The organism is Oribacterium sp. Sow4_G1_1, from assembly GCF_052116105.1.
Classification (GTDB): Bacteria; Bacillota; Clostridia; order Lachnospirales; family Lachnospiraceae; genus Oribacterium.
In genome coordinates this window covers 26123-52379 of sequence record NZ_JBQKLS010000003.1, presented here as the reverse complement: position 1 = coordinate 52379, position 26257 = coordinate 26123, and the positions used below count along the sequence as shown (strand labels likewise).

The 26257-nt window shown below is 53.9% G+C and carries 24 protein-coding genes; 15 read left to right on the top strand and 9 right to left on the bottom strand.

Going from position 1 to position 26257, the window contains the following annotated elements; all coding sequences use genetic code 11:
* Position 1: 1 nt before the first annotated feature.
* The 15 genes from atpD (at position 2) to pepT (ending at position 18190) form a co-directional block, all read left to right on the top strand.
* Complete coding sequence (gene atpD, locus ACTQ52_RS02920) at positions 2–1411, top strand: F0F1 ATP synthase subunit beta (RefSeq protein WP_410042764.1); 1410 nt, start codon at positions 2–4, stop codon at positions 1409–1411.
* Positions 1412–1543: 132 nt separating this feature from the next.
* The gene (gene atpC, locus ACTQ52_RS02915; protein ID WP_410042763.1) at positions 1544–1972 is read left to right on the top strand and encodes an ATP synthase F1 subunit epsilon; all 429 of its coding nucleotides are present in this window, start codon (positions 1544–1546) and stop codon (positions 1970–1972) included.
* A gap of 472 nt (positions 1973–2444) precedes the next feature.
* Entirely contained in the window at positions 2445–3281 is an 837-nt protein-coding gene (gene proC / locus ACTQ52_RS02910; RefSeq protein WP_410042762.1) for a pyrroline-5-carboxylate reductase, read from the top strand.
* Positions 3282–3625: 344 nt separating this feature from the next.
* The gene (locus ACTQ52_RS02905) at positions 3626–4357 is read left to right on the top strand and encodes a hypothetical protein (protein ID WP_410042761.1); all 732 of its coding nucleotides are present in this window, start codon (positions 3626–3628) and stop codon (positions 4355–4357) included.
* Between the two features lie 81 nt (positions 4358–4438).
* Positions 4439–4921 (top strand): Lrp/AsnC family transcriptional regulator, encoded by a 483-nt coding sequence (locus tag ACTQ52_RS02900; RefSeq protein WP_441226458.1) that lies wholly within the window; start codon positions 4439–4441, stop codon positions 4919–4921.
* A complete protein-coding gene (locus tag ACTQ52_RS02895; protein WP_441981761.1) occupies positions 4918–6081 on the top strand; it encodes an aminotransferase class I/II-fold pyridoxal phosphate-dependent enzyme in 1164 nt (387 codons plus the stop codon). The genes ACTQ52_RS02900 and ACTQ52_RS02895 overlap by 4 nt, the downstream gene beginning before the upstream one ends.
* Before the next feature lie 2 nt (positions 6082–6083).
* Positions 6084–7406 (top strand): alpha-amylase family glycosyl hydrolase, encoded by a 1323-nt coding sequence (locus ACTQ52_RS02890; protein ID WP_410042759.1) that lies wholly within the window; start codon positions 6084–6086, stop codon positions 7404–7406.
* Between the two features lie 199 nt (positions 7407–7605).
* On the top strand, positions 7606–9687 hold the full coding sequence (gene glgB / locus ACTQ52_RS02885; RefSeq protein WP_410042758.1) for a 1,4-alpha-glucan branching protein GlgB: 2082 nt from the start codon (positions 7606–7608) through the stop codon (positions 9685–9687).
* A gap of 115 nt (positions 9688–9802) precedes the next feature.
* Positions 9803–10552 (top strand): phosphotransferase family protein, encoded by a 750-nt coding sequence (locus ACTQ52_RS02880; protein ID WP_410042757.1) that lies wholly within the window; start codon positions 9803–9805, stop codon positions 10550–10552.
* A 189-nt stretch (positions 10553–10741) separates the two neighbouring features.
* Entirely contained in the window at positions 10742–11509 is a 768-nt protein-coding gene (locus tag ACTQ52_RS02875) for a tRNA threonylcarbamoyladenosine dehydratase (RefSeq protein WP_441981760.1), read from the top strand.
* A gap of 123 nt (positions 11510–11632) precedes the next feature.
* Positions 11633–12283, top strand: a complete 651-nt coding sequence (locus ACTQ52_RS02870; RefSeq protein ID WP_441981759.1) for a GntR family transcriptional regulator — start codon at positions 11633–11635, stop codon at positions 12281–12283.
* 427 nt (positions 12284–12710) lie between these two features.
* Positions 12711–14015: an L-cysteine desulfidase family protein gene (locus tag ACTQ52_RS02865; protein ID WP_441981853.1), complete on the top strand. Its 1305-nt coding sequence runs from the start codon at positions 12711–12713 to the stop codon at positions 14013–14015.
* 17 nt (positions 14016–14032) lie between these two features.
* Positions 14033–15442, top strand: a complete 1410-nt coding sequence (locus tag ACTQ52_RS02860) for a YfcC family protein (RefSeq protein ID WP_441981758.1) — start codon at positions 14033–14035, stop codon at positions 15440–15442.
* A gap of 105 nt (positions 15443–15547) precedes the next feature.
* On the top strand, positions 15548–16720 hold the full coding sequence (locus tag ACTQ52_RS02855; RefSeq protein WP_441981757.1) for a M20 metallopeptidase family protein: 1173 nt from the start codon (positions 15548–15550) through the stop codon (positions 16718–16720).
* Between the two features lie 201 nt (positions 16721–16921).
* On the top strand, positions 16922–18190 hold the full coding sequence (gene pepT / locus ACTQ52_RS02850) for a peptidase T (RefSeq protein WP_441981756.1): 1269 nt from the start codon (positions 16922–16924) through the stop codon (positions 18188–18190).
* Here the strand turns inward: pepT and ACTQ52_RS02845 are convergent.
* The 9 genes from ACTQ52_RS02845 to ACTQ52_RS02805 form a co-directional block, all read right to left on the bottom strand.
* Positions 18135–18533, bottom strand: coding sequence for a type II toxin-antitoxin system HicB family antitoxin (locus tag ACTQ52_RS02845; RefSeq protein ID WP_441981755.1), 399 nt, complete (start codon positions 18531–18533; stop codon positions 18135–18137). The genes pepT and ACTQ52_RS02845 overlap by 56 nt on opposite strands.
* A gap of 25 nt (positions 18534–18558) precedes the next feature.
* Complete coding sequence (locus ACTQ52_RS02840; protein ID WP_441981754.1) at positions 18559–18741, bottom strand: type II toxin-antitoxin system HicA family toxin; 183 nt, start codon at positions 18739–18741, stop codon at positions 18559–18561.
* Between the two features lie 145 nt (positions 18742–18886).
* Positions 18887–20224: a DUF6382 domain-containing protein gene (locus ACTQ52_RS02835; protein WP_441981753.1), complete on the bottom strand. Its 1338-nt coding sequence runs from the start codon at positions 20222–20224 to the stop codon at positions 18887–18889.
* A complete protein-coding gene (locus tag ACTQ52_RS02830) occupies positions 20217–20456 on the bottom strand; it encodes a hypothetical protein (protein ID WP_410042748.1) in 240 nt (79 codons plus the stop codon). Before ACTQ52_RS02830 ends, ACTQ52_RS02835 begins: the two co-directional genes overlap by 8 nt.
* 136 nt (positions 20457–20592) lie before the next feature.
* Entirely contained in the window at positions 20593–21129 is a 537-nt protein-coding gene (locus ACTQ52_RS02825; protein ID WP_441981752.1) for a hypothetical protein, read from the bottom strand.
* Positions 21130–21243: 114 nt separating this feature from the next.
* Positions 21244–22128 carry a hypothetical protein gene (locus ACTQ52_RS02820; protein WP_441981751.1) on the bottom strand — a complete coding sequence of 295 codons (885 nt, stop codon included), beginning with the start codon at positions 22126–22128 and terminating at the stop codon, positions 21244–21246.
* 138 nt (positions 22129–22266) lie between these two features.
* Entirely contained in the window at positions 22267–24348 is a 2082-nt protein-coding gene (locus ACTQ52_RS02815; protein WP_441981750.1) for a DUF5702 domain-containing protein, read from the bottom strand.
* Positions 24349–24359: 11 nt separating this feature from the next.
* On the bottom strand, positions 24360–24701 hold the full coding sequence (locus ACTQ52_RS02810) for a Flp1 family type IVb pilin (protein WP_441981749.1): 342 nt from the start codon (positions 24699–24701) through the stop codon (positions 24360–24362).
* A 125-nt stretch (positions 24702–24826) separates the two neighbouring features.
* Positions 24827–26257 (bottom strand): hypothetical protein, encoded by a 1431-nt coding sequence (locus tag ACTQ52_RS02805; protein ID WP_441981748.1) that lies wholly within the window; start codon positions 26255–26257, stop codon positions 24827–24829.

Below are 26257 nucleotides of genomic sequence, written 5' to 3'. Positions count from 1 at the left end.
CATGCAGACAGGAAAAATCGTGCAGGTGATGGGACCGGTCGTCGATGTGGCGTTTGATACCACACCGCTTCCGGAGATCAAGACTGCACTTAAGGTAGATAATCATGGCAGAGAGTGTGTCATGGAGGTGGCACAGCAGATGGGGCAGAGCGTCGTGCGCTGCATCATGCTGAGTGCATCCGAGGGACTCGAGCGGGACATGGTCGTCACGAATACAGGTGCCGGAATCACTGTTCCTGTGGGTGAGAAGACCCTCGGCAGACTGTTTAATGTGCTGGGCGATGCGATCGATGGACAGCCGGCACCGGAGACGGAGGAGCACTGGGAGATCCACCGGAAGCCGCCGAAGTTCGAGGACCAGAATCCGGTACAGGAGGTTCTCGAGACCGGTATCAAGGTCATCGATCTGCTGGCACCGTACGCAAAGGGTGGTAAGATCGGTCTGTTCGGTGGTGCCGGTGTCGGTAAGACGGTCCTGATTCAGGAGCTGATCCGGAACATCGCGACGGAGCATGGCGGATACTCGATCTTCACCGGTGTAGGTGAGCGTTCCCGTGAGGGTAATGATCTCTACAGCGAGATGACCGCGAGTGGTGTCATCAAGAACACGGCGCTCGTCTTCGGACAGATGAATGAGGCACCGGGTGCCCGAATGCGTGTGGCGGAGACCGGTCTTACGATGGCCGAGTACTTCCGTGATGTGCAGCATAAGGATGTGCTGCTCTTCATCGATAACATCTTCCGTTTCGTACAGGCAGGCTCCGAGGTTTCGTCTCTGCTTGGTCGTATGCCGTCAGCCGTCGGTTATCAGCCGACCCTCGCGACGGAGATGGGCCAGCTGCAGGAGCGTATCGCGTCGACGAAGGAAGGTTCGGTTACTTCCGTACAGGCCGTCTACGTTCCGGCCGACGACCTGACCGACCCGGCACCGGCGACGACCTTCGCGCACCTCGATGCGACGACGGTTCTGTCCCGTAAGATCGTAGAGCAGGGCATCTACCCGGCCGTCGATCCGCTGGAGAGCTCCTCCAGAATCCTGACCGAGGAGATCGTCGGTAAGGAGCACTATGATACAGCACAGCGTGTACTGCAGATCCTCGAGAAGTACAAGGAGCTGCAGGATATCATCGCCATCCTCGGTATGGAAGAGCTGTCCGAGGAGGATAAGATGACCGTATACCGTGCACGTAAGATCCGTAACTTCCTGAGCCAGCCGTTCTTCGTCGGTGAGCAGTTCACCGGTATCCCGGGCAGATATGTACCGCTCGCTGATACCATCAAGGGCTTCAAGGCGATCATCGATGGTGAGATGGATGAGTATCCGGAGAGTGCGTTCTTTAACGTCGGTACCATCGAGGATGTGAAGAAGAAGGCCGAGGATATGGCGGCTGCAGACGCGAAGAAGGCGTAAAACAGGATATATATAGAGTATGCCGGCAAGACGGCCTGTGCAGCGTGCGGTCAGAACACGAAGCACGGGCGACGTATCCGGCTTCCGGCTGTGCTACAGCCGGAAGAAATCGAATTGTGAAGAGGTTTTGAAATGGCAGACACACCAGCACTGTTCAGTTTACAGGTGATTGCATCGAATAAGGTTTTTTATGATGAGCATGCACAGTATCTGAAAATCAATACTTCAGATGGCTTCCGTGGCCTGATGGCGCATCATGCACCATGTGTTGTGGCTGTCGAGACCGGACCGATGGAAATCGTGAAGCCGGACGGAGAGCGCATCGAAGTTCTCGTCAGCAGCGGTATCATGAACTGTGCGAATAACCGAATCACGGTGCTCGTCGACACCTGCGAAACCGCAGAGGAGATCGATGTGCGTCGTGCGGAGGAGGCGAAGGAGCGTGCCCTCGAGCAGCTCCGCCAGAAGCAGTCCGTCGGCGAATTCAAGATGACCCAGTCATCCCTCGCCCGCGCACTGTCGCGACTGGAGTTTTCGTCACATAAACAGCACTTCATCTGATCGCGCTTGCAGCTGAAATCGAATGTACACTAGGACGCCCGGAGGGCTGTCCCCGGCAGCACAGTACTTCGAGGTCGGAAAAATCACAAATCGGGCCCTAAGAACCAGTAGGCCCTCTGCAATCACTGAGTTTTCTTTATGAAAACTCAGCATTGCAGAGGGTGCTAAGGAAAAATTACTCCAACTGGTTCTAAGGGCCCGATTTGGATTTATTCACGACCTCTTCGTATGGCTTCCGGGGACAGCCCTCCGGGCGTTCTGACCGCTACTGTTTTCAGCAATGCCTTTTTCTGGAATACGCTATTGCGTCAGAAGTGTGAAATCTTGACACTGCGTTGCCCTCGGCCTACACTAGGGAAAACCATTGCGTAGGGCGGTGTGCTATCATAGCGCCTCATCACTGAAATGAGTGGGACACGCCTGTGAAATGGGTATCATAAAACCTCTGAGTATTTTATGAAAGGATTTAAATATGAAATCACTGAATGAACTTCATATCGGATTTATCGGATTAGGAAATATGGGAGGTGCAGTGGCCGAGGGCTTCATCCGTGCGGGCATCCCGGCGGGTAATATTTATGCCTGTGGCGGACACTTTGAGAAGCTCACAGCACGCTGTGCTGAAATCTCTGCACTTGCGCCTTCGGACGGTGAACACGCAGCCGGTATGCATGCCTGCCATGACGTCGCAGAAGTAGCCGATGCGTCGGACCTTATCTTTATCGCTGTGAAGCCGGTAAAGATTCCGACGGTCATCAAGCCATACGCAGCGCACTTCGCTGACAAGCTGATCGTTTCGGTAGCGTGGGGCTATGACCTCGCACGTTATGAGAAAGAAGAAATCCTTCCGGCATCTGCGCACCTTCTCTGCACGATCCCGAATATCCCGGTTTCGGTCGGAAAAGGCATCTTCATCGCCGAGAAGGCGACGAGTCTTACATCGGAGGAGGAAACCCTGGTTCACAGCTTACTTGAGAAGATTTCTATGGTGATTCCGGTCGAGACCGCGCAGCTCAACATCGGCGGTATCATCGGCGGCTGTGCACCTGCCTTTGCGGAGGTCTTCATGGAAGCGATGGCCGACGCGGCCGTCATGTACGGCATCCCGCGTGCGACGGCATATCCGCTCGTATCAAAGATGCTCGAAGGCACCGCAGCACTGCAGCTTGCAAGCGGAAAGCATCCGGCTGCGATGAAGGACGATGTCTGCTCACCGGGCGGTGCAACGATCTGCGGCATCGCTTCCCTCGAGGAGCACGGCTTCCGAGGTGCGGTCATCGATGCCGTCAAAGCCATCCAGGGCGACTGATCCAGGGCGTCGAGGTGTCAAGAAGACAGCCCAGGAAGCCCGGAGGGGCACTTTGGACATTCTGGCGTGTGTGGCCCTATAATAAAAACTTGTCAGCGCATCGGAAAGAGTGTATTATATAGGGCATCATTTGAAAAACGAAGATATAGAGATTTAAGGAGATAAGTCGATATGATGAGTCCGAAGCAGAAAAAGACCGTATCCGCGGTTATCGTCATTGCCCTCGTTGCCGCAATGGTGCTGACCATGGTTCTTCCATATATTCTTTGATGGACACAGAATGACGGAGAGACAGCCCAGCGGGCTGTCTCTCTTTATTTATAGAAACAAGTAGAGAGACGTTTATGAAACATGATATCACTCCTGGCCAGGATCTGGTCATGATCGGTGAGGTCGGAACGTATGCGCTTCGTGTCCTTCTCGATCAGCGAATGACAGACATCAGAAAACGATTCGGCACGGCGTACCTCGCGGAGGAAGTGGAGGGGCTGGATGCTCGAGCCTGCCGCCCGGAGGGCGCTCCTTCGGGTTCGTGTGATCCGCTGGAGCAGCTGCTTCCGGGCTATCAGAAAAACTATGGCGTCACGAAGTGCTGGCCGGTGGCGAAGGGCGGTGCCCTGAAGGCACTGTGGGACTTCTGCGCATCGGAGGGCATCGACCCGGAGACCGGGAAGAAGCGAGGCGATGGTGTGGGCTGCGAGTTCCGCTATGATCGCATCCCGATCCGTCAGTTTACGATGGAGGTCTGCGAGCTGTTCGACCTCTTCCCGTACCGGCTCTGGTCGGAAGACTGCTGGCTGCTGGCCGTCGATCGGGGCACACAGCTGGTGGAGGACTTCCTGAAGGCGCAGGCAGGCCTGGCAAAGGCCGGTGCTGATGCGATTTTCGAGCAGGGAGACCGCGCCGGCTTCGACGCATCCCATCGCCGGACAGAGGAGCCGATCCAGGCGGCTGTCTTCGGACGCTTCACGAAGGGAAAGAAGCGCCTCCGCGTGGATGGCGTCGAGCCGGCCTACCTCACCCGTGAGGACTACGAGGAGCTGGAACGTTACCTGGAGGGCGCGAAGCGAAAGTAAATATTAAGTTGTCTGCAGCCTGTCGGATGTTTAAAATAAAAATGTTGTGCGCCGACATCTGAAAAAGAGGAGTATAGAACCATGAGAGAGAAGATTCTTGCAATTATCGAAAAAAATTCACGTCTGACCACAAAGGACATCGCCGATATCCTCGGTGAGAATGAGGAGAGAGTGAAGGCAGAAATCGAGAGTATGGAGCAGGAGGGCATCATCTGCGGCTATCATACGCTCATCAACTGGGACAAGACCGCCGACGAGCGTGTCGATGCGCTGATCGAGGTGAAGGTGACACCGCAGCGTGGACAGGGCTTCGACTCCATCGCCCAGCGTATCTATCAGTATGATGAGGTGGATGCGGTGTACCTCATGTCCGGATCCTTCGATTTCACCGTGATGATCAAGGGCAGAACCATGAAGGAGGTGGCACTGTTCGTTTCCGAGAAGCTGTCTCCGATGGATTCCGTCCTGTCCACCGCGACGCATTTCGTGCTGAGAAAGTATAAGGATCACGGCACCGTCATCGAGCAGCCGCGTGTTGACGAGAGAATGAAGGTGTCCTTATGAAAAGTCCATTAAATGATCGAATTACAGAAATCCAGCCGAGCGGCATCCGTAAGTTCTTCGACATCGTGTCGGAGATGGAGGATGCGATTTCCCTCGGTGTCGGCGAGCCGGATTTCGATACCCCGTGGCATGTACGTGAAGAGGGTATCCACTCCCTCGAGATGGGCCGTACCTTCTATACGTCCAATGCTGGCTTAAAGGAACTGCGTGTTGAGATTTCAAACTACGTAAACCGCCGCTTCGGTGTGAGCTATGACCCGCTGAGTGAGTGCATGGTCACCGTCGGTGGCTCCGAGGCGATCGACCTCGCGATGCGCTGCATGCTGAATCCGGGTGATGAGGTCCTCATCCCGCAGCCGAGCTACGTTTCCTACACCCCGTGTGCCATCATGGCGGGTGGTGTGCCGGTGCCGATCGAGCTCGAAGAGAAGGACGAGTTCCGTCTGACCCCGGAGAAGCTTCTCGAGAAGATCACGCCGAAGACGAAGCTCCTCGTGCTGCCGTTCCCGAACAACCCGACCGGTGCCATCATGGAGAAGGAGGACCTCGAGAAGCTCGTCCCGATCATCGAGGAGCATGACCTCTATGTCCTCTCCGATGAGATCTATGCAGAGCTTACCTACAAGGGCGAGATGCACAGTATCATCGAGTTCCCGGGTATGCGCGATCGTACCGTATACATCAACGGCTTTTCGAAGGCCTACGCGATGACCGGCTGGCGTCTCGGCTACTGCTGTGCACCGAAGCCGATCCTCCGGCAGATTCTGAAGCTGCACCAGTTCGCCATCATGTGCGCACCGACGACCTCGCAGTATGCTGCCGTCGAGGCACTGAAGAACGGCGATGAAGATATCGCCCGCATGCGCGAGGCCTATGACCAGCGCCGTCGTTTTCTTGTGACGCGTCTTCGCGACATGGGCATGGACTGCTTCGAGCCGTATGGCGCATTCTATGTCTTCCCGTCCATCAAGCGCTTTGGCATGAGCTCCGAGGAGTTTGCGAACCGCCTGCTTCAGGAGGAGAAGGTCGCGATCGTCCCAGGTACTGCCTTCGGTGACTGTGGAGAGGGCTTCATGCGTATCTCCTACGCATACTCCATCGATGACCTGAAGAAGGCGCTCGACCGTATCGAAGCCTTCGTGCGCAATTTTCGGAGGTGAATATGGCCTGGTATGACAGTGCTGTTTTTTATCATATGTATCCGCTCGGCATGGTGGGTGCCGAGAAGCAGAACGATGGCGGAGAGATCCGTCGACGCTTTTCTGAGCTCGACGCCTTCATCCCGTACCTGAAGGTGCTCGGCTGCGATGCCATCTACATCGGCCCGCTCTTCGAGTCCGGCAGTCATGGCTACGACACCACGGATTATAAAACCGTCGATCGTCGATTGGGGACCAATGCAGACTTCCGCCACTTCGTGGATACAGCGCATAATTACGGCATCCGTGTCGTCGTCGATGCCGTGTTCAACCACACCGGTCGTGGCTTCTTCGCGTTTAAGGATATCCAGGAGAAGGGCTGGGACAGTGCGTATAAGGACTGGTACAAGGGCGTTGGTTTCGATGGCGGTTCCCCATGGGGCGACCGCTTCCACTACAGTGCATGGCGCGGTGCCTGGGAGCTCCCGGAGCTGAACTTCAACTGCGAGGGCGTCCGTAAATATCTGATTGATGTCGTGCAGTACTGGATCGATACCTTCGACATCGATGGTCTCCGTCTCGACTGTGCCGACGTGCTCGATATGGGCTTCCAGCATACGCTTCGCTACTTCACGAACCAGATGAAGCCGGAGTTCTGGCTGATGGGCGAGGTGATCCACGGTGAGTATGCACGCTGGGTCAATCCGGAGACCCTGCACTCGGTGACGAACTACGAGCTGCATAAGTCGATCTACAGTGGCTTCAACAGTCATAACTTTTTTGAGATCGCGCATAATGTGAACCGTAATCTTACGATCGGACGGGATCTGTATCTCTTCCTCGAGAACCATGATGTGGATCGTATCGCGTCGAAGCTCGAAAATAAGAACAATCTCCGCCCATGCTATATGGCGATGTTTACCCTGCCGGGTAAGCCGTCCATCTACTATGGTGGCGAGTTCGGCCTCGAGGGTGTGAAGCAGGGACCGGATGATTCACCGCTGCGTCCTTCCATCGACCTCGATGAGATGAAGCCGAACGACTTCACCTCCTATGTTGCGAAGCTCGCGGAGATCCATGGCAAGAACTCGGAGCTCCACATGGGCCAGTATAAGGAGCTGTATCTCCAGAACCGTCAGTGGGCCTACGCCCGCGTGGACCATAACAGTGCGGTTGTGACGGCGCTCAACAACGATGAGCAGCCGGCCGTGTTCTATGTGACCCTTCCGATGAAGGCGGAGCTTGCCTTCGACCTGCAGACCGAGGAGACGATCCCGATCGAGCCGGATAACCGTATCATGATCCGTCTCGAGGCAAACGCCGGCCGGATGATCAAGGTGAAGTAGTACTGTGTATGATGAGACGACCGAAGGGCTGTCACCAGAAGCACAGTACTCCGGGCGTCTCAAATCAAACAGACAAAAAACAGGAATGTGTCAATTAATAAACGCCGTTATACAATATGGTAAAAATGTCAAAACGAGGGGAAAATCCCCTCGTTTTGTTGTATAATATGATCACGACAAAATATAAACGGAGGACATCATGGCCACCAGATCCAGGAAAGCAAAACCGGCCGGAAGTACAAAACCGGCCACAGGCGATACACAGAAAACCACGGTAAAAAAGAACGCGCGGAAGACCGCGAAAGCGGTTGCGCCGGCGGCACACAAGAGTGCAGCGAAGAAAGAGGAGCAGAGGCCGGTGACGAGCGCTTCGCCGGAAGCATTGGACCCGGTCTTCATCACCGAGCTCGATCGCTACCTCTTCGGCGAGGGCCGTAATTATAAGATTTATGAGAAGATGGGTGCGCACCCGGCGACGCTGCACGGAAAGAAGGGTATGCACTTTGCGGTCTGGGCACCGCATGCGAAGGCCGTTTCCATCGTCTGTGACCGGAACGCGTGGGATGTGGAGGCGAACTATATGCTTCCGCTCGAGACCAGCGGCATCTACGAGGGCTTCATCGAGGGCATGGGCTTCGGTGAGATCTACAAGTTTGCGATTCATACACAGCGTGGCGACATCCTGTATAAGGCAGATCCGTATGCATTTTCCGCAGAGTTCCGTCCGGGTACGGCATCGATGACCGCGGATCTCTCGGGGTATGGCTGGGGAGACCAGAGCTGGATGAGTACGCGCGCGAAGACCCCGACCTTCGCACAGCCGATGGCGATTTATGAGTGTCATCTCGGCTCCTGGCGGAAGAAGAACCGCGAGGAGAAAAACGGCTTCTATACCTATACGGAGGCGGCACATGAGCTCGCGGAGTACTGTAACGATATGGGCTACACCCACGTGGAGCTGATGGGAATTGCAGAGCATCCGCTTGACGCCAGCTGGGGATATCAGGTGACCGGCTATTTCGCACCGACGAGCCGTCATGGCTCTCCGAGGGAGTTCATGTACCTGGTGGATTATCTTCACCAGCATGGCATCGGCGTGATCCTCGACTGGGTACCGGCACACTTCCCGAAGGATGCGCAGGGACTGGCGGATTTCGACGGTACCCCGACCTATGAGTATGCCGACCCGCGGAAGGGTGAGCATCCGGACTGGGGCACGAAGATCTTTGATTACGGTAAGAATGAGGTACAGAACTTCCTCATCGGAAACGCGTTGTACTGGTATGACGAGTATCACATCGACGGACTCCGTGTCGATGCGGTGGCGTCCATGCTCTACCTCGACTATGGCCGCAAGGATGGCGAGTGGGTACCGAACAAGTACGGCGGAAACGGAAACCTCGAGGCCATCGAGTTCTTCAAGCATCTGAACTCCATCATCCTCGGTCGGAAGGACGGCAGCATCATCATCGCAGAGGAGTCGACGGCATGGCCGAAGGTGACGGCGGCGCCGGAGTATGACGGCCTCGGCTTCACCTACAAGTGGAACATGGGCTGGATGCATGACTTCCTCGACTATATGAAGCTGGATCCGTACTTCCGTAAGGGGGCACATAACAAGATGACCTTCGGTATGAGCTATGCTTCCTCCGAGAAGTTCATCCTGGTGCTGAGCCACGACGAGGTCGTCCATCTCAAGTGTTCGATGATCAACAAGATGCCGGGTCTCTATGAGGATAAGTTCCGAAACTTAAAGTGCGGCTACCTCTTCATGTTCGGTCACGCCGGCAAGAAGCTTCTCTTTATGGGACAGGATTTCGCACAGCTTCACGAGTGGGATGAGAAGGTCGCCCTCGACTGGTACCTCACCGAGGAGCCGGAGCACAGGGGCGTGCAGAATTTCATGCGTGATCTCCTCCATATGTACCGGAAGTACCCGGCGATGTGGGAGCAGGACGACAGCTGGGAGGGCTTCGAGTGGATCAATGCGGACGACGCCGACCGCTCGATCTTCAGCTTCATCCGGAAGGATCATACCGGAAAGAACAGCCTTGTCTTCGTCGTCAACATGACCCCGGTGGAGCGTCCGGACTATGCGGTCGGTGTTCCGACGCGCGGCCGTTATACGCTGATTTTCGATGAAAACGGCGCCGTCAGCTCGAAGGACGGACGGAAGAATGCCTACCAGGCGAAGAAGGGCGAGTGTGATGGAAGACCATACCACGTCGCGTACCCGCTCCCGGCGTATGGCTGTGCCGTCTTCCGCTTCCAGTATCATTGAGCCGGTATAGATAAAAAGTTATAACGGGAAAATTTGTTATTAATTTAACAAATTTGTATTCCTTTTATCATGAAGTGTAGTAAAATAGACTCATACTTAAAAAAGGAGAACAACTATGGCTAGAGAATTATTATCGAAAAAAGCGGGCAAGAGTGTTTATCGCGATGGTGATAAGATTCTGAAGATTTTTGAAAAGTCGTTTGACAAGTCAGAAGTTTTTCATGAAGCCTTCGCCCATGCACGTGTAGAGACCATCGAAGGCCTCCATGTACCGAAGATTCTCGGAATCTACGAGGAGGATGGCCAGTGGGTGATCGAGCGTGAGTACATCGCCGGTAAGACACTCGAGGAGCTCATGAAGGAGCATCCGGAGAAGAAGAACGAGTACATCGCACAGATGGTCGATCTTCAGATGCTGATGTTCACGAAGAAGGCTCCGCTGCTTCAGAAGCTGCGCGATAAGCTGACCTACCAGATCAATGGCCTCAACACCATCGATGCAAGCACGCGTTATGAGCTCCTGACCCGTCTCGAGTCCATGCCGAAGCACTTCAAGCTCCTGCACGGTGATTTCCGCCCGGATAACATCATCGTCGCAGAGGATGGCACGATGTACCTCATCGACTGGGTACATGCCACCCAGGGTAACGCAAGCGCCGACGTAGCGAGAACCTACACGACACTCTACCTCGAGGATCGGGATGCGGCAGAGCAGTACTATCAGGATTTCTGCGCGAAGACCAACACCGACAAGGGCTATGTGCACAAGTGGCTTCCGATCGTCGCCGCTGCGAACCTTACGAAGCAGCGTCCGGAGGAGAAGGAGATCCTCGAGAGCTGGCTCAATGTCGCCGACCTGATGTAATCCGCACCGCCTTCGGCACCGGTAGCATAAGCGCACGGTCCGAAGACCTGCAGTTCTGATTGACAGACATCCGAAAAACAGAATATGATAAGAAGCGCTGACGTGATAAACGCCAGCGCTTTTTTGAATTTTAGAATTTTTTAATGGGGTCAGACCCCCTTACGATTTTCTTACGAAAGAGGAGAATTTATGCCAGATCAGTTTTCGAGAACCCGTCTCCTGCTGGGCGCAAAGGCCGTGGATGTCTTACAGCACGCCCGTGTCATCGTCTTCGGTGTCGGCGGCGTCGGTGGTTTCGCAGCCGAGGCCCTCGCGCGTGCCGGCGTCGGTACGATCGACCTCGTGGATAACGATACCGTCTGTCTTACGAATATCAACCGTCAGATCATCGCCACCCACCAGACCGTCGGGCGCTATAAAACCGAGGTGATGGCGGAACGCATCCATGACATCAACCCGGATTGCGTCGTCCATCGACACGAGTGCTTTTTCCGGCCGGAAACCAGTGCGGAATTCCATTTCGAGGAGTATGATTACGTCATCGATGCGGTCGATACCGTGACGGCGAAGATCCAGCTCGTCATGGCCTGTCAGGCAGCCGGTACGCCGATCATCAGCAGCATGGGCGCCGGTAATAAGCTTGATCCTACGAAATTCCAGGTCGCGGACATCTATCAGACCTCGATCGACCCGCTCGCCCGCGTCATGCGCAGAGAACTGAAGAAGCGCAATGTGAAGCATCTGAAGGTCGTATACTCCACGGAAGAAGCATTGACCCCGCTCGTGGAAGAGGAGGATCCTGTCTCCGCCGAGGAAATATCACCGGATGTCGAGCACATCAGCGGGCGCCGCTCGACCCCGGGCTCCGTCGCGTTTGTACCCTCCGTCGCCGGACTGATCATCGGTGGAGAGGTGATCAAGGACCTCACGAAGGAAGCGCAGAGCGCATTACGTTAAATATGCATGAATTTTTCACAGATTTTGCATGGAAAGCTGTACATACAATTCGTAAAAAGCATGATAAGATGATAACAGTATTTTGTATCCGTGATAGAGCGGATGCATACGTATGGGGGGAAAATGAGAGCACCATCAAATCTGAAGGATTTCGTATATAAAAGTATAGAGGCGGATCTCTTGGCCGGAAATCTGCATTCCGGAGATATCATCAATGAGAAGGATCTGGTGGAAAAGTACGGCGTAAGCAAGTCACCGGTGCGCGATGCGCTGATCGCGATGTGTGCCGATGGTATCCTGAAAAGCATCCCGCGTTATGGATATGAAGTGATCACCTATTCGGTAGAGGATGTTTACTCCATGCTGCAGTTCCGTTTCGTTCTGGAAAGTGGATTTATAAGTCGTAAGATTGATACACTGACGGAACGTCAGCTGGATGAACTCGAGCAGCTGAATGAAGACTGCAAGAATGATGAGAGCACACCGTTTGAGCATTGGGCAGCAAATGAAACCTTCCATCTGAAACTTATGAGCTTCTGGCATAATGACTATGCGCTGCAGGAGCTTCGCCTTACGATGAACCGCCTGACCCGTGCATATGCACAGTTTTACTGGAACAGCAATCGGGATGTGCTGCTGTCAAAGGATACCGAGCATCATACCGATATTATTAAAGGTCTTCGGAAGAAAGATGCTGATATGGTTATCGAATTCATCCGTCTCGACCTCCATAACTTCGGTGGCTTCGAGGATTTCTTCCTCCAGGCACGATAAGCGGAATACGAATAAAAGAGCGATATACCGCCGGACAGAGAAGCGAAGCTTCTTCGTCCGGCGGTTTTTCGTAAGAGCTATTCGAGACGTGAACGAATGGCAAAAAGAGGGGAGGCATCATGAAAAACAGTTATTTAAAATTTATGACGATTCTGCCATCTGAAAGGCTATATATCGGATGGATGAAAGTCTTGCGTTTGGACAGAATTTACAAAATATTTATAAATATTTGTCAGTTATTTGGGTGTTCAGACAATATTCTTTGTGATAGTATGTAGTCATGCGTGCTGGTAATATCAGTAGTATGGTTAATACTATGAACAAAAAATGCGGATTAAGAGTGTTCATTTATCCTGCACTGCATATGATCAGTAGGCTGTCCGAGGCGTTCCCGGGTGGCAAAGAAAAGGAGGAAAAGCGTATGAAGCTGAGTGAAAGTGAGTACAAGAATTACACAGCAATCTTACGTGCGGAGCTGATTCCGGCGATGGGCTGCACGGAGCCAATTGCGATCGCTTATGCGGCAGCCGAGGCCCGGAGACTCTTGGGAGAGATGCCGACGCGCATCACAGTAAACTGCTCCGGTAACATGATCAAGAATGTCAAGGGCGTAACGGTACCGAATTCTGGTGGACAGAAGGGTATCGAGGTAGCCGCAATTCTTGGTATGGTCGGCGGCGATCCAGATAAGAGACTGGAAGTTATCGCCGGTGTGACCGATGAAGATCGTGAGGAGTGCAGACGACTCAATGAGACGAAGATTTGTGATGTGAATCTTGCAGAAAATGTTCCAAATCTCTATATCGAGATTATAATGGAATCAGAAGAGCATACTGCCTGTGTACGTATCGCAAACCATCACACGGATATCGTTTATATGAAGAAGGATGAGGAAGTTCTTCGAGATATTGAGAATGCCGTTGTAGAGGAAAATGCAGATGAAACTGTACGTGCAGATCGAAACAAGATGAGCCTTCAGGGACTTCTCGAGTATGCAAACACTGTGGATCTCGCTGAAATCAAGGACGTGATTCAGCGCCAGATCGAGATGAACTCGAAGATTTCCCAGGAGGGACTCGACAACGCATGGGGCGCACAGATCGGTAAGACCATCCTCGAAAACTGGGGGAATGATGTCCGTACTGAAGCCTGTGCAGCGGCAGCGGCAGGTTCGGATGCACGTATGAGTGGATGTCCGCTCCCGGTTGTGATCAATTCCGGCTCCGGAAATCAGGGCATCACGGTGACGATGCCGGTTCTCGTGTATGCACGTGAGTGGCATATTTCCGAGGAAAAGATGTATCGGGCGATGCTCGTTAGTAACCTGGTTTCTATCTATATCAAGCACTATATCGGCGCACTTTCCGCATTCTGTGGCGCTGTAAGTGCATCCTGTGGCTCAGGTGCTGCCATTACATTTATGGCAGGTGGTGACTACCAGCATATCGGACGGACGATCACCAACACACTGGCCAATGTCGGCGGTATCGTCTGCGATGGCGCGAAGCCGAGCTGTGCAGCGAAGATCGCCGCTTCGTTACATGCAGCGTTGCTTGCACACTATATGAGCATGAGTGACAAGCAGTTCCAGGCAGGCGAGGGTATCGTTGAGAAGGATGTAGAGGAAACTATTAAAAACATGGGATACATCGGCAGGGTCGGTATGAAGTCCACGGATAAGGAAATCCTGAATGTCATGATCGATAAGGCAGATGTAGACGCAAACCTTTAAAGGGTTAGGAGTATGAAATGGGAGAAAACGTAAAGAAACAAAAGAAGAGTGGATCGATTAATGCATTCGTTATCGTGTTCCTCGTAATCGTAGGCTGTTACATCATGTCATTGTTTGTCAGCCCGGGCGCATTTGATCGTGAAGTGCTGAATGGCAGAACCGTAGTCATCGCGAATTCTTTCCACGCAACGGAAAAGACGTATTTAGGACCGCAGGCGATTTTCCAGTCGATTCCGAACGGACTTGTATCCTCAGGCGGCATGATGTTCCTCGTTATGCTCGTTGCAGGATGTATCGAAGTTTACAAGCGGACCGGTGCCCTGAATAAGGGTGTTGCCCGTATTCTTTCGAAGTCTGAGGCTGTCGGCTCCGAGAAGATCCTGGTTCTGATCATGATCATCTTCGGTTCACTCGGTGGATTTCTCGGATGGAATGAGCAGATCGTTCCGTTCATTCCGATCGTTCTGTCACTGGTTCTGGCACTCGGCTATGACTTGATGACGGGTATCGCATGCTCCGCTATGATCGATATGATCAGCTTCTCTTTCTCACCGACCAGTGTGTATACGGTAGGTATTTCTCATGAAGTTGCAGAGCTTCCGATGTTCTCAGGCTTTGCATTCCGTCTGATCCTGCTTTGCATTGCGGACTTTATCATCATTCTTTACGTACTTCGTTATGCACGTGGTGTTCGTAATGGAAAGATTCAGTCCATCACTGCAGACCTTGATTCCGATAAGTTCCGTGTAGACTATTCTGAGGAGATGAAGACTCCGCTGACCGGCGGACAGAGCATGGCACTCCTGCTTTTCCTCGTCGTATTCGTAGCAGCCATCGCAGGTGTTGCAAAGTTTGGATGGTCTATGAACGATCTTTCTGCATGCTTCCTGTTTGCAGCCATCGCTGCTGGCCTTCTGAACAAGATGGCACCGAATGACCTCGTAAATGCAATCTGTGCCGGTGCGAAGGATGGTCTTACACCTGCACTTGTCATCGGTCTTGCGAGAGGTATCCAGTGGATTCTTACTGAGTCCGGTATCATCGACCCGATCATTTACAGCATTTCCAGACCTCTGAAGAACCTTCCGGGTTCGATCGCAGCCATCGCGGTTATGTTCGTTATCGCCATCTTCAACGGTCTCCTCACTTCTGGTTCGGCAAAGGCTATGGCGCTCATGCCTATCCTTATTCCGCTTGCAGATATCATCGGTATGACTCGTCAGACTATGATCCTCGCATTCCAGTTTGGTGATGGTCTTACAAACTCTCTCTGGTTCACCAGTGGTACGCTTCTAATCTTCCTTACGATCGCAGGTATCCCTCTTAAGAAGTGGTGGAAGTTTATTACTCCGCTGATTTCGATACTGTTTGTTGTCTGCGTGATTGCACTGATTGTTGCAACCAAGATCAACTACGGCCCATTCTAATATTTAAATTCCGCAGCCTTTCGAATGTCGATATTTTCGGAAGGCTGTACTAAAAAAAGAACATAACATACGTGTTTTACATCATTCATTAGGAGGAAGTACAAAATGGATGTCATCACAGAAGGAAAGAAGATTCAGAACGAATTAGTCGAACTTCGTCGTTATTTCCATGAGCACCCTGAGTTATCATGGGAGGAGTTCAATACACAGAAGAAGATTATGGAATATCTTGATGAACTCGGAATTCCATACCAGGAGTCCAGCAAGACCGGCGTGATCGCCACGATCAAAGGACCGCATTCTTCCGATAAGATTCTCGGAATTCGTGCAGATATCGATGCACTTCCGATTACAGAGCAGGCAGCGTGTGAGTGGAAGTCTCAGAATGAAGGCAAGATGCATGCATGCGGTCATGATACACATATCACCATGCTCCTCGGAGCAGCCAAGCTTCTGAAGCAGATGGAAGATGAGCTGACCATCACCGTGCGCCTTCTTTTCCAGCCGGCAGAGGAGTGCATCGAGAACAGTGGTGCTGCACTGATGAAGGATGATCCTGCGCTTCTCGAGTGTGATCGTCTCATCGCGATGCATATCTGGAGTAAGATTCCGGCAGGTTATGCATCTCTTCGTTATGGCCCTGTTATGTCCGCTGCGGATACCTTTGATATCTATGTGAAGGGTAAGGGCGGCCATGGTGCACTTCCACACCAGACCGTAGACCCGGTGGTTGCCGCTTCGGAGTTCGTTCTTTCGATGCAGCGTGTCGTTGCGAGAGAATTAAACCCGCTGGAGGCATCTGTTATCAGTATCACAGCATTTAATTCCGGAACGACATCAAACGTTATCCCGGCAGAGGCACACCTCATGGGTACCGCCAGAACCTTTACGCCGGCGACCCGTGATCAGTATCCGGAGATCATCAAGCGTGTAGCAGCCGGTGTAGGTGAGGCTACTCGAACCGAGATCGAAGTGGATTATCACTTCGGACCACCTCCAATGATCAACGATGACGCCTGTGTAGATACCGGAAGAAGAGCCGCAGAGACCGTTTTCGGTAAGGATCACCTCACCGACTGGGAGCTTCAGATGGGTGGCGAGGATTTCGCCAAGTACCCGCAGGAGAAGTGCCTCCTGCTTCTCGGCGGCGGCTGGCCGGAGGAGGAGCGCCAGTTCCCACAGCACAGCCCGTTCTTCGATATTGATGAGAGCGCACTGTCACTGGGCGTGGAGTACTTCGTAGAGTATGTACAGGAGTACCAGAAGGAGCTTTCATAACATCGCTATCTTTATCACGGTCGGAAAACCACTTCCTGTGCAGATCAGCTTGCAAAAGCATTACGTGAATGCTATAACCAGAGTCAGAAATAAGAGATAAAGAAAAGGACGTCGCACGACCGGAGAAAACGCCGGTCGTACGGCGACTTTCTTTTATTCATGGTAAAGAAAATCTGAAAATGAAGAAGAAAGGATCATTTTATGAAAACAGCAATCGACCGGCTTTTGAATTATGTCAGCTACGATACAGAGTCCGATGAGGCGAGTGAAAGCTGCCCAAGTACAGCGAAGCAGCTGGTTCTTGCGGAGCAGCTTCGTCAGGAGCTCATCGAGCTGGGGGCCACGGATGTACGTATGAGTGAGTATGGGTACTTATTCGCACGAATTCCGGCAACAAGCGATGAAAAAGTACCGGTGCTCGGCTTCATCGCGCACATGGATACCTCGCCGGCACTGAGTGGGGCGGATGTGAAGCCGCGGATTGTGCAGGATTACGACGGCGGAGATATCGTCCTGAACGAAGAGAAGCAGATCGTGATGAAGGTGGCGGATTTTTCATTTCTTTCGAAACTTAAGGGAGAGGATCTGATCGTAACGGACGGTACGACGCTGCTCGGCGCCGACGACAAGGCTGGCATCGCAGAAATCATGACGATGGCGGAGCACTTCCTGACGCACCCGGAGATAAAGCATGGAGAAATCTGCATTGGTTTTACACCGGATGAGGAAATCGGTCGAGGTGCAGATCATTTCGATGTTGCGGATTTCGGCGCGGACATCGCCTACACGGTAGACGGCGGAGCCCTCGGTGAGCTGGAGTATGAAAATTTCAATGCAGCATCCGCGAAGGTAGTGATTCACGGTGCCAGCATTCACCCGGGCAGCGCGAAGCTCAAGATGAAGAACGCACTGCTCATCGGCATGGAATTCCAGCGTCTGCTTCCGACGTTCGAGAATCCGATGTACACAGAAGGCTATGAGGGCTTCTATCATCTCGATGTGATGAACGGCAGTGTGGAAGAAGCACAGATGGATTATATCATCCGCGACCATGATCGAGCGAAATTCGAGGAGAAGAAGTGCTTCTTCGCAGATGCAGCGGCGTTCCTGAACCGGAAGTACGGTGAGGGCACCGTGGTCTGCGAGATCCGGGACAGCTACTATAACATGAAGGAAAAGATCGAGCCGTGCATGTACCTCATCGACACTGCGGAAGCAGCGATGCGTGCCTGCGGCGTCGAGCCGATCGTGGTTCCGATTCGTGGCGGCACCGATGGCGCACGTCTCTCCTACATGGGCCTTCCGTGCCCGAACCTCTGCACCGGTGGCTACAACTACCACGGAAAGTATGAGTTCATCCCGGTAGGAGCACTGGCGAAGACCACGGAGATCCTTGTAGAGATTGCGAAGCGTCTTACTGTACCTGTAGCTTTGCAATCAGCGCATCCTTCAAAACCTTCGAGAAATTGATTCCGAGATTCTCACATGCGGTATTCAGCCATGCAGGGATGCTTAAGGTCTTTTTAACGGCTTTGTCATCGTAAGCACGGGCGTACGCGTCGAGATTCACACATACCATATTGACGAGGGCATGAGCATCTTCTTTTTGAACGTCATCGAGTGAGGACGGTGAAGGAAGGTGCTCACCGTCTCGTAATGAGGTGAAAAGATACTGACCGCACGCTTCCTGCGCCATGGCAAAAGCATCAGCCAGTGTATCACCATACGTTGCGAGATCATTTAAATCTGGAAAAATGACAGAATAACGACCATCCTCTTCAGGATAAAAAACAGCTGGATAAATGTAGTTCATAAATACTCCTCTGGCATAGCGGATGCTACTTCAGCCCCGCCTGCTTCAGTATAGAAGCGACAACTCTTGCAGGGATGTCACCACGATGATTTGGAACCGTTACCTTTCCGGATTTAGATGGATGCTTGTACTGATAGTGAGATCCTCTGATATCGACCAGAAGCCATCCATCCTTCAGAAGAAGAGATTCCATTTCCCGAAATTTCATGTTAGATCTCCTTAAAGGATACTACGTAATATACGTATTTTCAATAATAGATGTATGCATTTCTGTAAATGATGGGATCCATGGTAACAGTTCAGCCGGGTGAAGAAGTCACTCCGGCTGAATGGTTACGATCCATGCGCTACTGTTAGTCATCCGGCAGCTTCGCCATCAGGTAATCGAGGGCGATGACGACGAGGATGCCGGCTTCGAGGGCCAGTACCAGAGGGAGCATGCGACGGAGGACGACGCCGCCCTTCAGGAACCAGATCAGGAACGGAATGAGAATCATGAGTGCGACAGAGAGCAGGGTCTTCGCCTTAAAGGAGCTCTGACTCTGTTCGGTGGACAGTGCTTCCTTCAGTGTGGATTTCTCCACACTTTTTTTCGTTCGTCGTTCTGCTTTTTCTGATTTCCCGTCTTTCCGGCGACGAAAAAGTGGAAAACTCCGTTTCACTTCCGGGGCTGGAACCAGTGAGGATACGCTGACACCGTCGAGCGCAGGATCATCGAAGCCTGTATAATTCGTGCAGAGAGATGCGTCATGCTCGTACACCTGGGCATCCCCTGGTGTGTGCTCCTGCAGCTTTCTAACCGTCTTACTGTACTCGTCTTCACCATAATCGGATGGGAAGCGGATGTTGTCAGGCGCTGCGGCAGATGACTGTGCGGGCCTCGCTGGTCGTGGCTCAGCATCTTCTGCCGGCTCCGAAAGGCCGGCGTCGATCGGACGGAAGATGCCATCGGTGGAAATCATGCGTGGACGTGGCGTGGAGGCAGCTGTGCGCTGCTCGTCTGCAGCGAATAAACCGGAAGCAGGAGCCTGCGCAGAGGCGCGGCTGTCCATACCGAAGGAAGAGGCAGCCGCTGTGGCTGCACGGCCACCGCTTCGTTCCAGCTGAAGCATGCGTTCACGCTCGATGTTCTGTCGGCAGATGCGAAGAAGATTCTCCATCACGAGAAATTCCTTGAGGGATTCGTTATAGAGGGTATACGCCAGAACGACGACGCGGTCCTCGTTGTAGTCGATCCGCTTTAGAAGCCAGGCGATGAGTGCCTTCAATGCTTCATGAAAGGAACTGCTGTAGCCGGGCACGAGGGTGAAGATCCAGCTTTCCTTTTCCGGATTATAGAAGATTGCGGATGGATCCAGGAGCACCATATCCTCCGGGAGGAAATACTCCTCGAGATGCCCGAGCAGGCCATGGATGTTCTCCATGAGCTGTGCGAGGGCCAGGTAGCGGAGCTTTCGACTCGCGTAGTAGCTTGCCATGGATTCCAGACCGGAGACCTCATATTCGAGGGTCGCCTGGGCCGGATCCTCCGCATCCGGGCGGATTGAGAGGGGCAGCGTATCCGGGACGCTCGTTTCACGGAGCAGCTTCAGCTCATAGGACTGCGGGTCCACGGACTGTGCGTTGATATGCATGTAACTGTGACGGAGATTATGCTCGTAGGACATACGCTCCAGAATCGGTTTATTCATGTTGTTCTCCTTCGGCTGGATCGATGTCCTGTTCAAAAAGGGTGACCATGCGGATGAAATCCTCCGGCTGGAAATCCTTCGCGCCATCCGGAAGATGGCTGTTGACCTCTGTTTCGAGCGCAGAACGTGTGAAGCCATTGATTTTTGACTGCAGTTTGATAGCGCTGGTGACGAGACTTCCGATGACCAGCAGGATGATGGAAAAGATATAGGCGGCTTCTATGGTATACATGGGAACTCCTGAATGTAAAAACGTGTTCAGTAGATGAAGCAGGGCATCCAGGGATAGACAGGATGCGATGTGTCATCGGATGGATGAAGTAAGTTTCCTGTCGGAAGCAGCGAGAGGCGCTGCATGGGAAACGGGATCAGACCAGCGGGAACTGTGAGAAAGCGATCGCGCAGAGCGCCGGCAGTGTACAGGGAATCCACGGGAAGCACACTTTTCGCATGCTCCGGCCGTGGATATGGCCATGGATGAGCAGGATCACGCTCACGAGAAAACCGACCAGAATACCGGACAGGAGCAGCAGAAGCATCGAGCGCATCTGGAGATAGAGGCCGGCGATCAGCAGAAAGAGTCCGTCACCTAGGCCCAGGGCTTCCCGTGAGAGCCTGCTGATCAGCAGGGCCAGAAGCCCCGGTAGCAGTGGAAGCAGTGCGGCCCAGATCGGATGCCAGATTGGAAGACCAGCGGATGAAGCATCCGCTGAAGTAGCAGAGATCATCCGCTGCGCTGTGAGCGCACATGCCTGAAGCGCTCCGTGGAGCTGATTTCCGAATACGATCAGTCCGGGGAGTACGAACAGGAGGTGCACCATCAGGGGCACGCTGTGGCTCCGGAGATCGTACGCGATGCAGAGCAGTGCATATATAAAAAAGAAACAGGTCAAACAGTGTATCACGGTTTTCTCCTCAGCGATATTCTTCGCTATATACTACGTAATCAATCATAAAATACAGTGTGGATGACGAGGGTGCCAGCGAAAGCGAATTCCTCATTGAACATCGTGAATTCCTTATCCACAGCGCACACAGCCGTGCTTTCCATAGGACTCGGCTTCGGATTTTTTCATCTCCTGCACGTTGCTGGAGATGGTGCGACAGCTCGGTGTCGTATGGTAGCTGCGTGCCGCCAGCGTATAGTAGACGGTCGGCATGGACAGGTTCGGGCGGCAGGTGGCACAGGGACTGTACTTTCCGCCGAATTTGTTCCGAAGCGTTCGCATGTCTTCACCGCGGGCTTCCAGGATGTCATGGGTGAGATAAGAGCAGGCGCGTGTGGTATGGTAGACATCGGTATCGCGGGTACTGACATAGACGACGGGATCATCTTCCGTCTCTCCACCGTTATTTTCCATCCAGCGATTGCCCTTTGCACCGATCCATGCACGGCGGCTGACGACGACCTGCTGCGACAGATGGTCGAGTCCGAGCACGGAAAACGGCAGAACCGCATCATAGTTTGCGATATAACGAACCGTTTCCTTCGTGATTTCGGAATCGGAGAGAAGGTCGATGTTTTTCATACCGGGCTGGCTGATCTGATGCCCGAGGCCGAGGGCAGTGAGCACCGTCTCCCCACTGTTCAGGAGGTCCTGATCGAGGGTGAGACTGCCGTCCTTCGCACGGTAGTACTCGACATATTTCTGCTTCGCCATCTGGCGTGCATTCTCATGCATCTCGAGGGCGGCGTTTCGCTGGTGGTTCAGGATCAGCATGGGCACCATGAGGACGACGCTCGCGAGGATCACGAGGGTCAGGGCGAGCGCAGCCTCCACAGTGAGGGAGGAGCGGCATGGCGTCAGAAGAAGTGTATTCAGTTTTTTCTTGTATTCCGATGCCCGGTGATGGTACCTGGAGTGTGACTTGTGCCGGGGCAGGGTACTTCGTTCCTGTTTCATGCGTTTCCTCAGATGAGTTTATGTGATTCGCTGCAGTGCAGCGGAATCATCCGCAGGTTTGTCAGCGGTCAATGTTTCGGGTACAGGTGTACGGCGCATACCGTAGGCTTTCAGCCGCGCGATGTCGCAGCAGGCCGCTTACTGCGTATCATTCCGATACTTGTAGTAGCTGCTGATTTCCATCGAGTAGTCGATGGCTGGTACCGTATCGGCGACCATCTGCAGGATACCGGTGCTGTACATGACATGCCGCGTGTCCGGGTGAACGGTGGCCTCGAGCGCATAGAGACACTCGTCGAGGGCGAAGCCCGTTTCCGGATCCTTTCCGATCTGCCGTATGTTTTTCTCGATTCGGCTCAGCATCCGCTGGTTGATCTCTGCCTGCCGGAGAAGGCCCTCGCCGAGCAGAAACGCCCGGAGGTAATCCCGGTAGGAGAGGCCGTTTTTTCGTACATCGGCACCTGCGGAAGGATGCTCACCGAAACGGAGAAGTCCGGAGATATCGACAGACCAGCTGCTGTTATCATGAAAGAGTGGCACACGTCCGGCAGACAGCAGGGTCTTTACATCCTGAATCGCCTGAACCAGTGCCCAGATGCCGAGGACGAAAAAGGTGAAGACGGAAATCAGCGCTGGGTTTCCCGTAGCGACGAGAAAGGACGTGACGAAGAGTCGGGCTTCGTTCCGCTTTTCCGGACTCGAGTAGAGATAGATCAGATTCATGCCTTCCCGGAGTGCGACGAGCTTCGTGACATATTCCGAGAGATTCTCGTAGTCGCTGCTTTCGCCACCGAGCAGATACTCGAGCTCGAGCGCCTGCGCACCACTCGGTGGCATCTGCTCCTTCGGCGTTTCGCCCGGATGGTAGTAGTGAAAGAACTTTAGTGCATACTCTCCGAGGATGGCGACCTCCACCGGATGGGCCGTGGAATCCGCCGGAAATGCCGGTGAGCGGTCATGAATGGCCGTGTTCGACGGAAGAGCAGCATCGTCCGGCAGCACCAGCGAGAGCAGATTTCCCTGCAGCAGATCACTGATCTGATCGAGCAGGGCCTTGTTTTTTGCATTGATCCTCGACAGCTCGCCACCATAGTGAATCAGTGAAAAGCTGTGCCAGTCCACGGCGGCAGTGCGGTAGAAGCGCCGGATCTCATAGGAAAAGTCCGGTTCGTCCTCATCGTCGTCATCCCACGCATCCGAGATGGCATCCGCCAGCCACTCCTCGAAGTCATCGACGTCCTGCTCGACGCGATCGGCTTCGGCGATGAGGGCAGCGGCTTTCGTCGGCATCGCTTCGATCTCTGCACGGACGTCGCCGCTTCTGGAAACATAGTTCTCATATTCGGAGATTTCCGCCTCGATCGCCTGTCGTCCCTCCTCGGAGAGGGAAGCCGAGCGGGTGTCAAAGTCCGCGCGAAGTGCAGCGACCTTTTCCGCGAGCTGGTCGGCTGCCTTCGTATAACGACTGACTGCATGCTGAAGCTCAGTGAGTGCGCGAGTGAAGGAGTATTTCGCAGAGTAGAAGTCGTACGGGTCCTCCCGCCGGAGTGCGTTCCAGGCCTCCTGGTGGGCGGCTTCCGCACTGCGCGTGGCGGCATCCACCTGAGCGATGGCATCCTCGACGGCCTTCAGGTCCTTCGTGTCGAGCTGATAGCTCCGCTGCAGTTCCCGGATTTCCTTCGACTCATCTGCACGGCGGAACACCTTTTCCAGCTCCTCCACGACCTCCTGCTCCTGAAATTCACTGCCCGCGAAGCTGATCAGTGAATCCAGAAGTCCATATTTCATATACTCCAGCACCTCCTCTTCGAAGCTGATTCCTTCGGTGACGTGCACATGCTCCAGGAAGGAGACACTGTCCTCCCGGATGCTGCCCGGAAAGAGGTCCCGAGCGCTGAGGTAGGGCTTCATGAAGTCATAGAACTCTTCCGAGAGATCCTCGTCCGTCCGGTACTGCAGTCCGAAGATCCGGTAGTTTTCCCAGAGCGGGCGATGGAACTGTGAGAAGAGTGACTCCATGGAGCTGTCCACCGCCGTCTGCCAGAACAGGCGCTCCGAGACGGTGCGGCAGGACTCCACGATGGTGAGCAGCAGCGCAGCGATCATCGCGAAGCTAAGTGCGAGAAACACAGAGACCGAGCCCTGCGTGCGTTGAGCTGCGAGCTCTGCCGTCGCTATGCGGCGACGTTCTGCGTCTGTGTGTGCAGGGCCTCGTGTCATGCGCCGCTTCATCAGTACACGCTGCTCGCGGAGCTCTCGATCTGATCGAAAATGTCATTGAGAAGCGCTTTGATACGATCCTTAAAGATCAGGACGAGCGCGATCAGTACGACGAGGATCAGTACGAGCTCGATGGTACCGATGCCGGAATCATCCTGGAGCAGTGTGCGCAGGCGTTTCCGGCAGGCCGTGATGAACAGCATCCATGCAAACAGGAACTGATCATACAGTCGGTGCAGTACACCGAAGACGGTATCCAGCATCGTGTGCGGCAGTATACCGAAGACGGTATCCAGCATCGTGTGCGGCAGTATACCAGAAGCAGTTGGGAACATAGTGAAGCTTGTTGTCATGTTTTTTTCCTCCTGAGGCCTCGCCTCGTGTGGGGCGTAGTATCCTCCTGACATATGCCGGGGCAGGATGCCACGCAGATTCATAGTGTACATGTTATAAAATCTGAGCGTTTAGCGGAAGGCCCTCACCCGAGAGCACTCATGGCCGGTACGATGACGATGATCATCACGATGCCGAGCATGATAAACAGCGGGAGCAGCAGCTTCGTGCCGGCCTCCTCGCCGAGGCGCCGTGCGGTCGTTTTCCGCTGCTCGAAGGCGTCCTCCATCTCGAGCTCCAGCATGGCGCGGAGATTCCGTGCGCCGTTCATCCGGTTCTGCTCGATCAGACTGACGAGCTTCGTATACGGCTTCAGGTTCACCCGCCGTCCGAATGAAAGATAGATTTCCGATTCCGGCATGTTGCGCCGGAACTGGATGACCATCGTGCGGAGCTCCTGATAGAGTGGTCGGTCCTCCTTGATGCCGCGTGCGATGAGCGCGTCGAAGTGCTGTGAGATGGTTTCCAGGGCATTGCGGACGGTGAGACCGGCACCGATGTAGACCATAAGCTTCGATACCAGCTCGGAATAGTCCAGCATCAGGAGCGCCTCTCGCTGCTTCTTTTCCGTCCGGCGTGCCTGCCCCTGGCGCATATAGATGGCCATGGCGGCGATGACGCCGAGCAGCGGAAGCAGAAGATAGCTTCGGTCCTCGTGCTCACTGTAGTAGATGCGCTGTCCGTCGATTTCCGTCGGCAGGGAGAGCATATTCTCGCCGAGACTGCCCTCGTCCTCCGTGGTGATGGCCTGCTGCAGCTGAAGCAGCAGGGACTCATAGCGGGACAGCGCCCGTGGGACGATACCGACATAGATACGGTACGGTGCCGAGTGATACTGCGTTTTCAGATACTTCGTCTCTCCGTCGGTACCCGTCGGCACGATGTCCGTACTCATGATGAGGGACAGATAGCCGGTCACCACGGTGCCGGGTGCCAGCGTCTCGTTATGCAGCGTGCCGTCGCTGTCCATCAGGTGACGGTACTTCCGGTAGTAGGCCCGCGCCTCATCCGGCGGCACGGAACCGGCGGCGAGCGCCGGATCGAGCTCCGGGTAGAAGTCCCAGGAGAGCTGCACGCCGTACTTCGGAAGCTTCGTCATGAGGCGGAGATCGTGCTGGAGATTTGCGAAGCTTTCACCCTCCGCGACCACGAGCTCCTCGAGCTGGTCATAAATCTCACGGAAGACAGCATTGGCCTCCTCCTCGGTGTAGCGCTTCGGACTGACCGTGATCTCGAGCGGAACCGATGTATCCTCCGTGAGTCCGGAGACCTCCAGGGTGATATACTGCTTCGACCCGCCGTAGCCGCTTCGTGGAAGGCGGAAGCCCTCCTTCAGTACGCCGTCCTGAAGTCCCAGAAAAAATACCAGGATCGTCAGGAGCAGAGAGGCACTGATGCAGAGAAGCATCTGTTTTCGAATCCCGGCGGGGGTCGCCTGTGCCTGCTGCCGAAGCTTCTGAAGATACGGCCGCAGCGTCTTCTCCAGCGTGCGGCGCAGAGAATGTCGTGTCCTCAT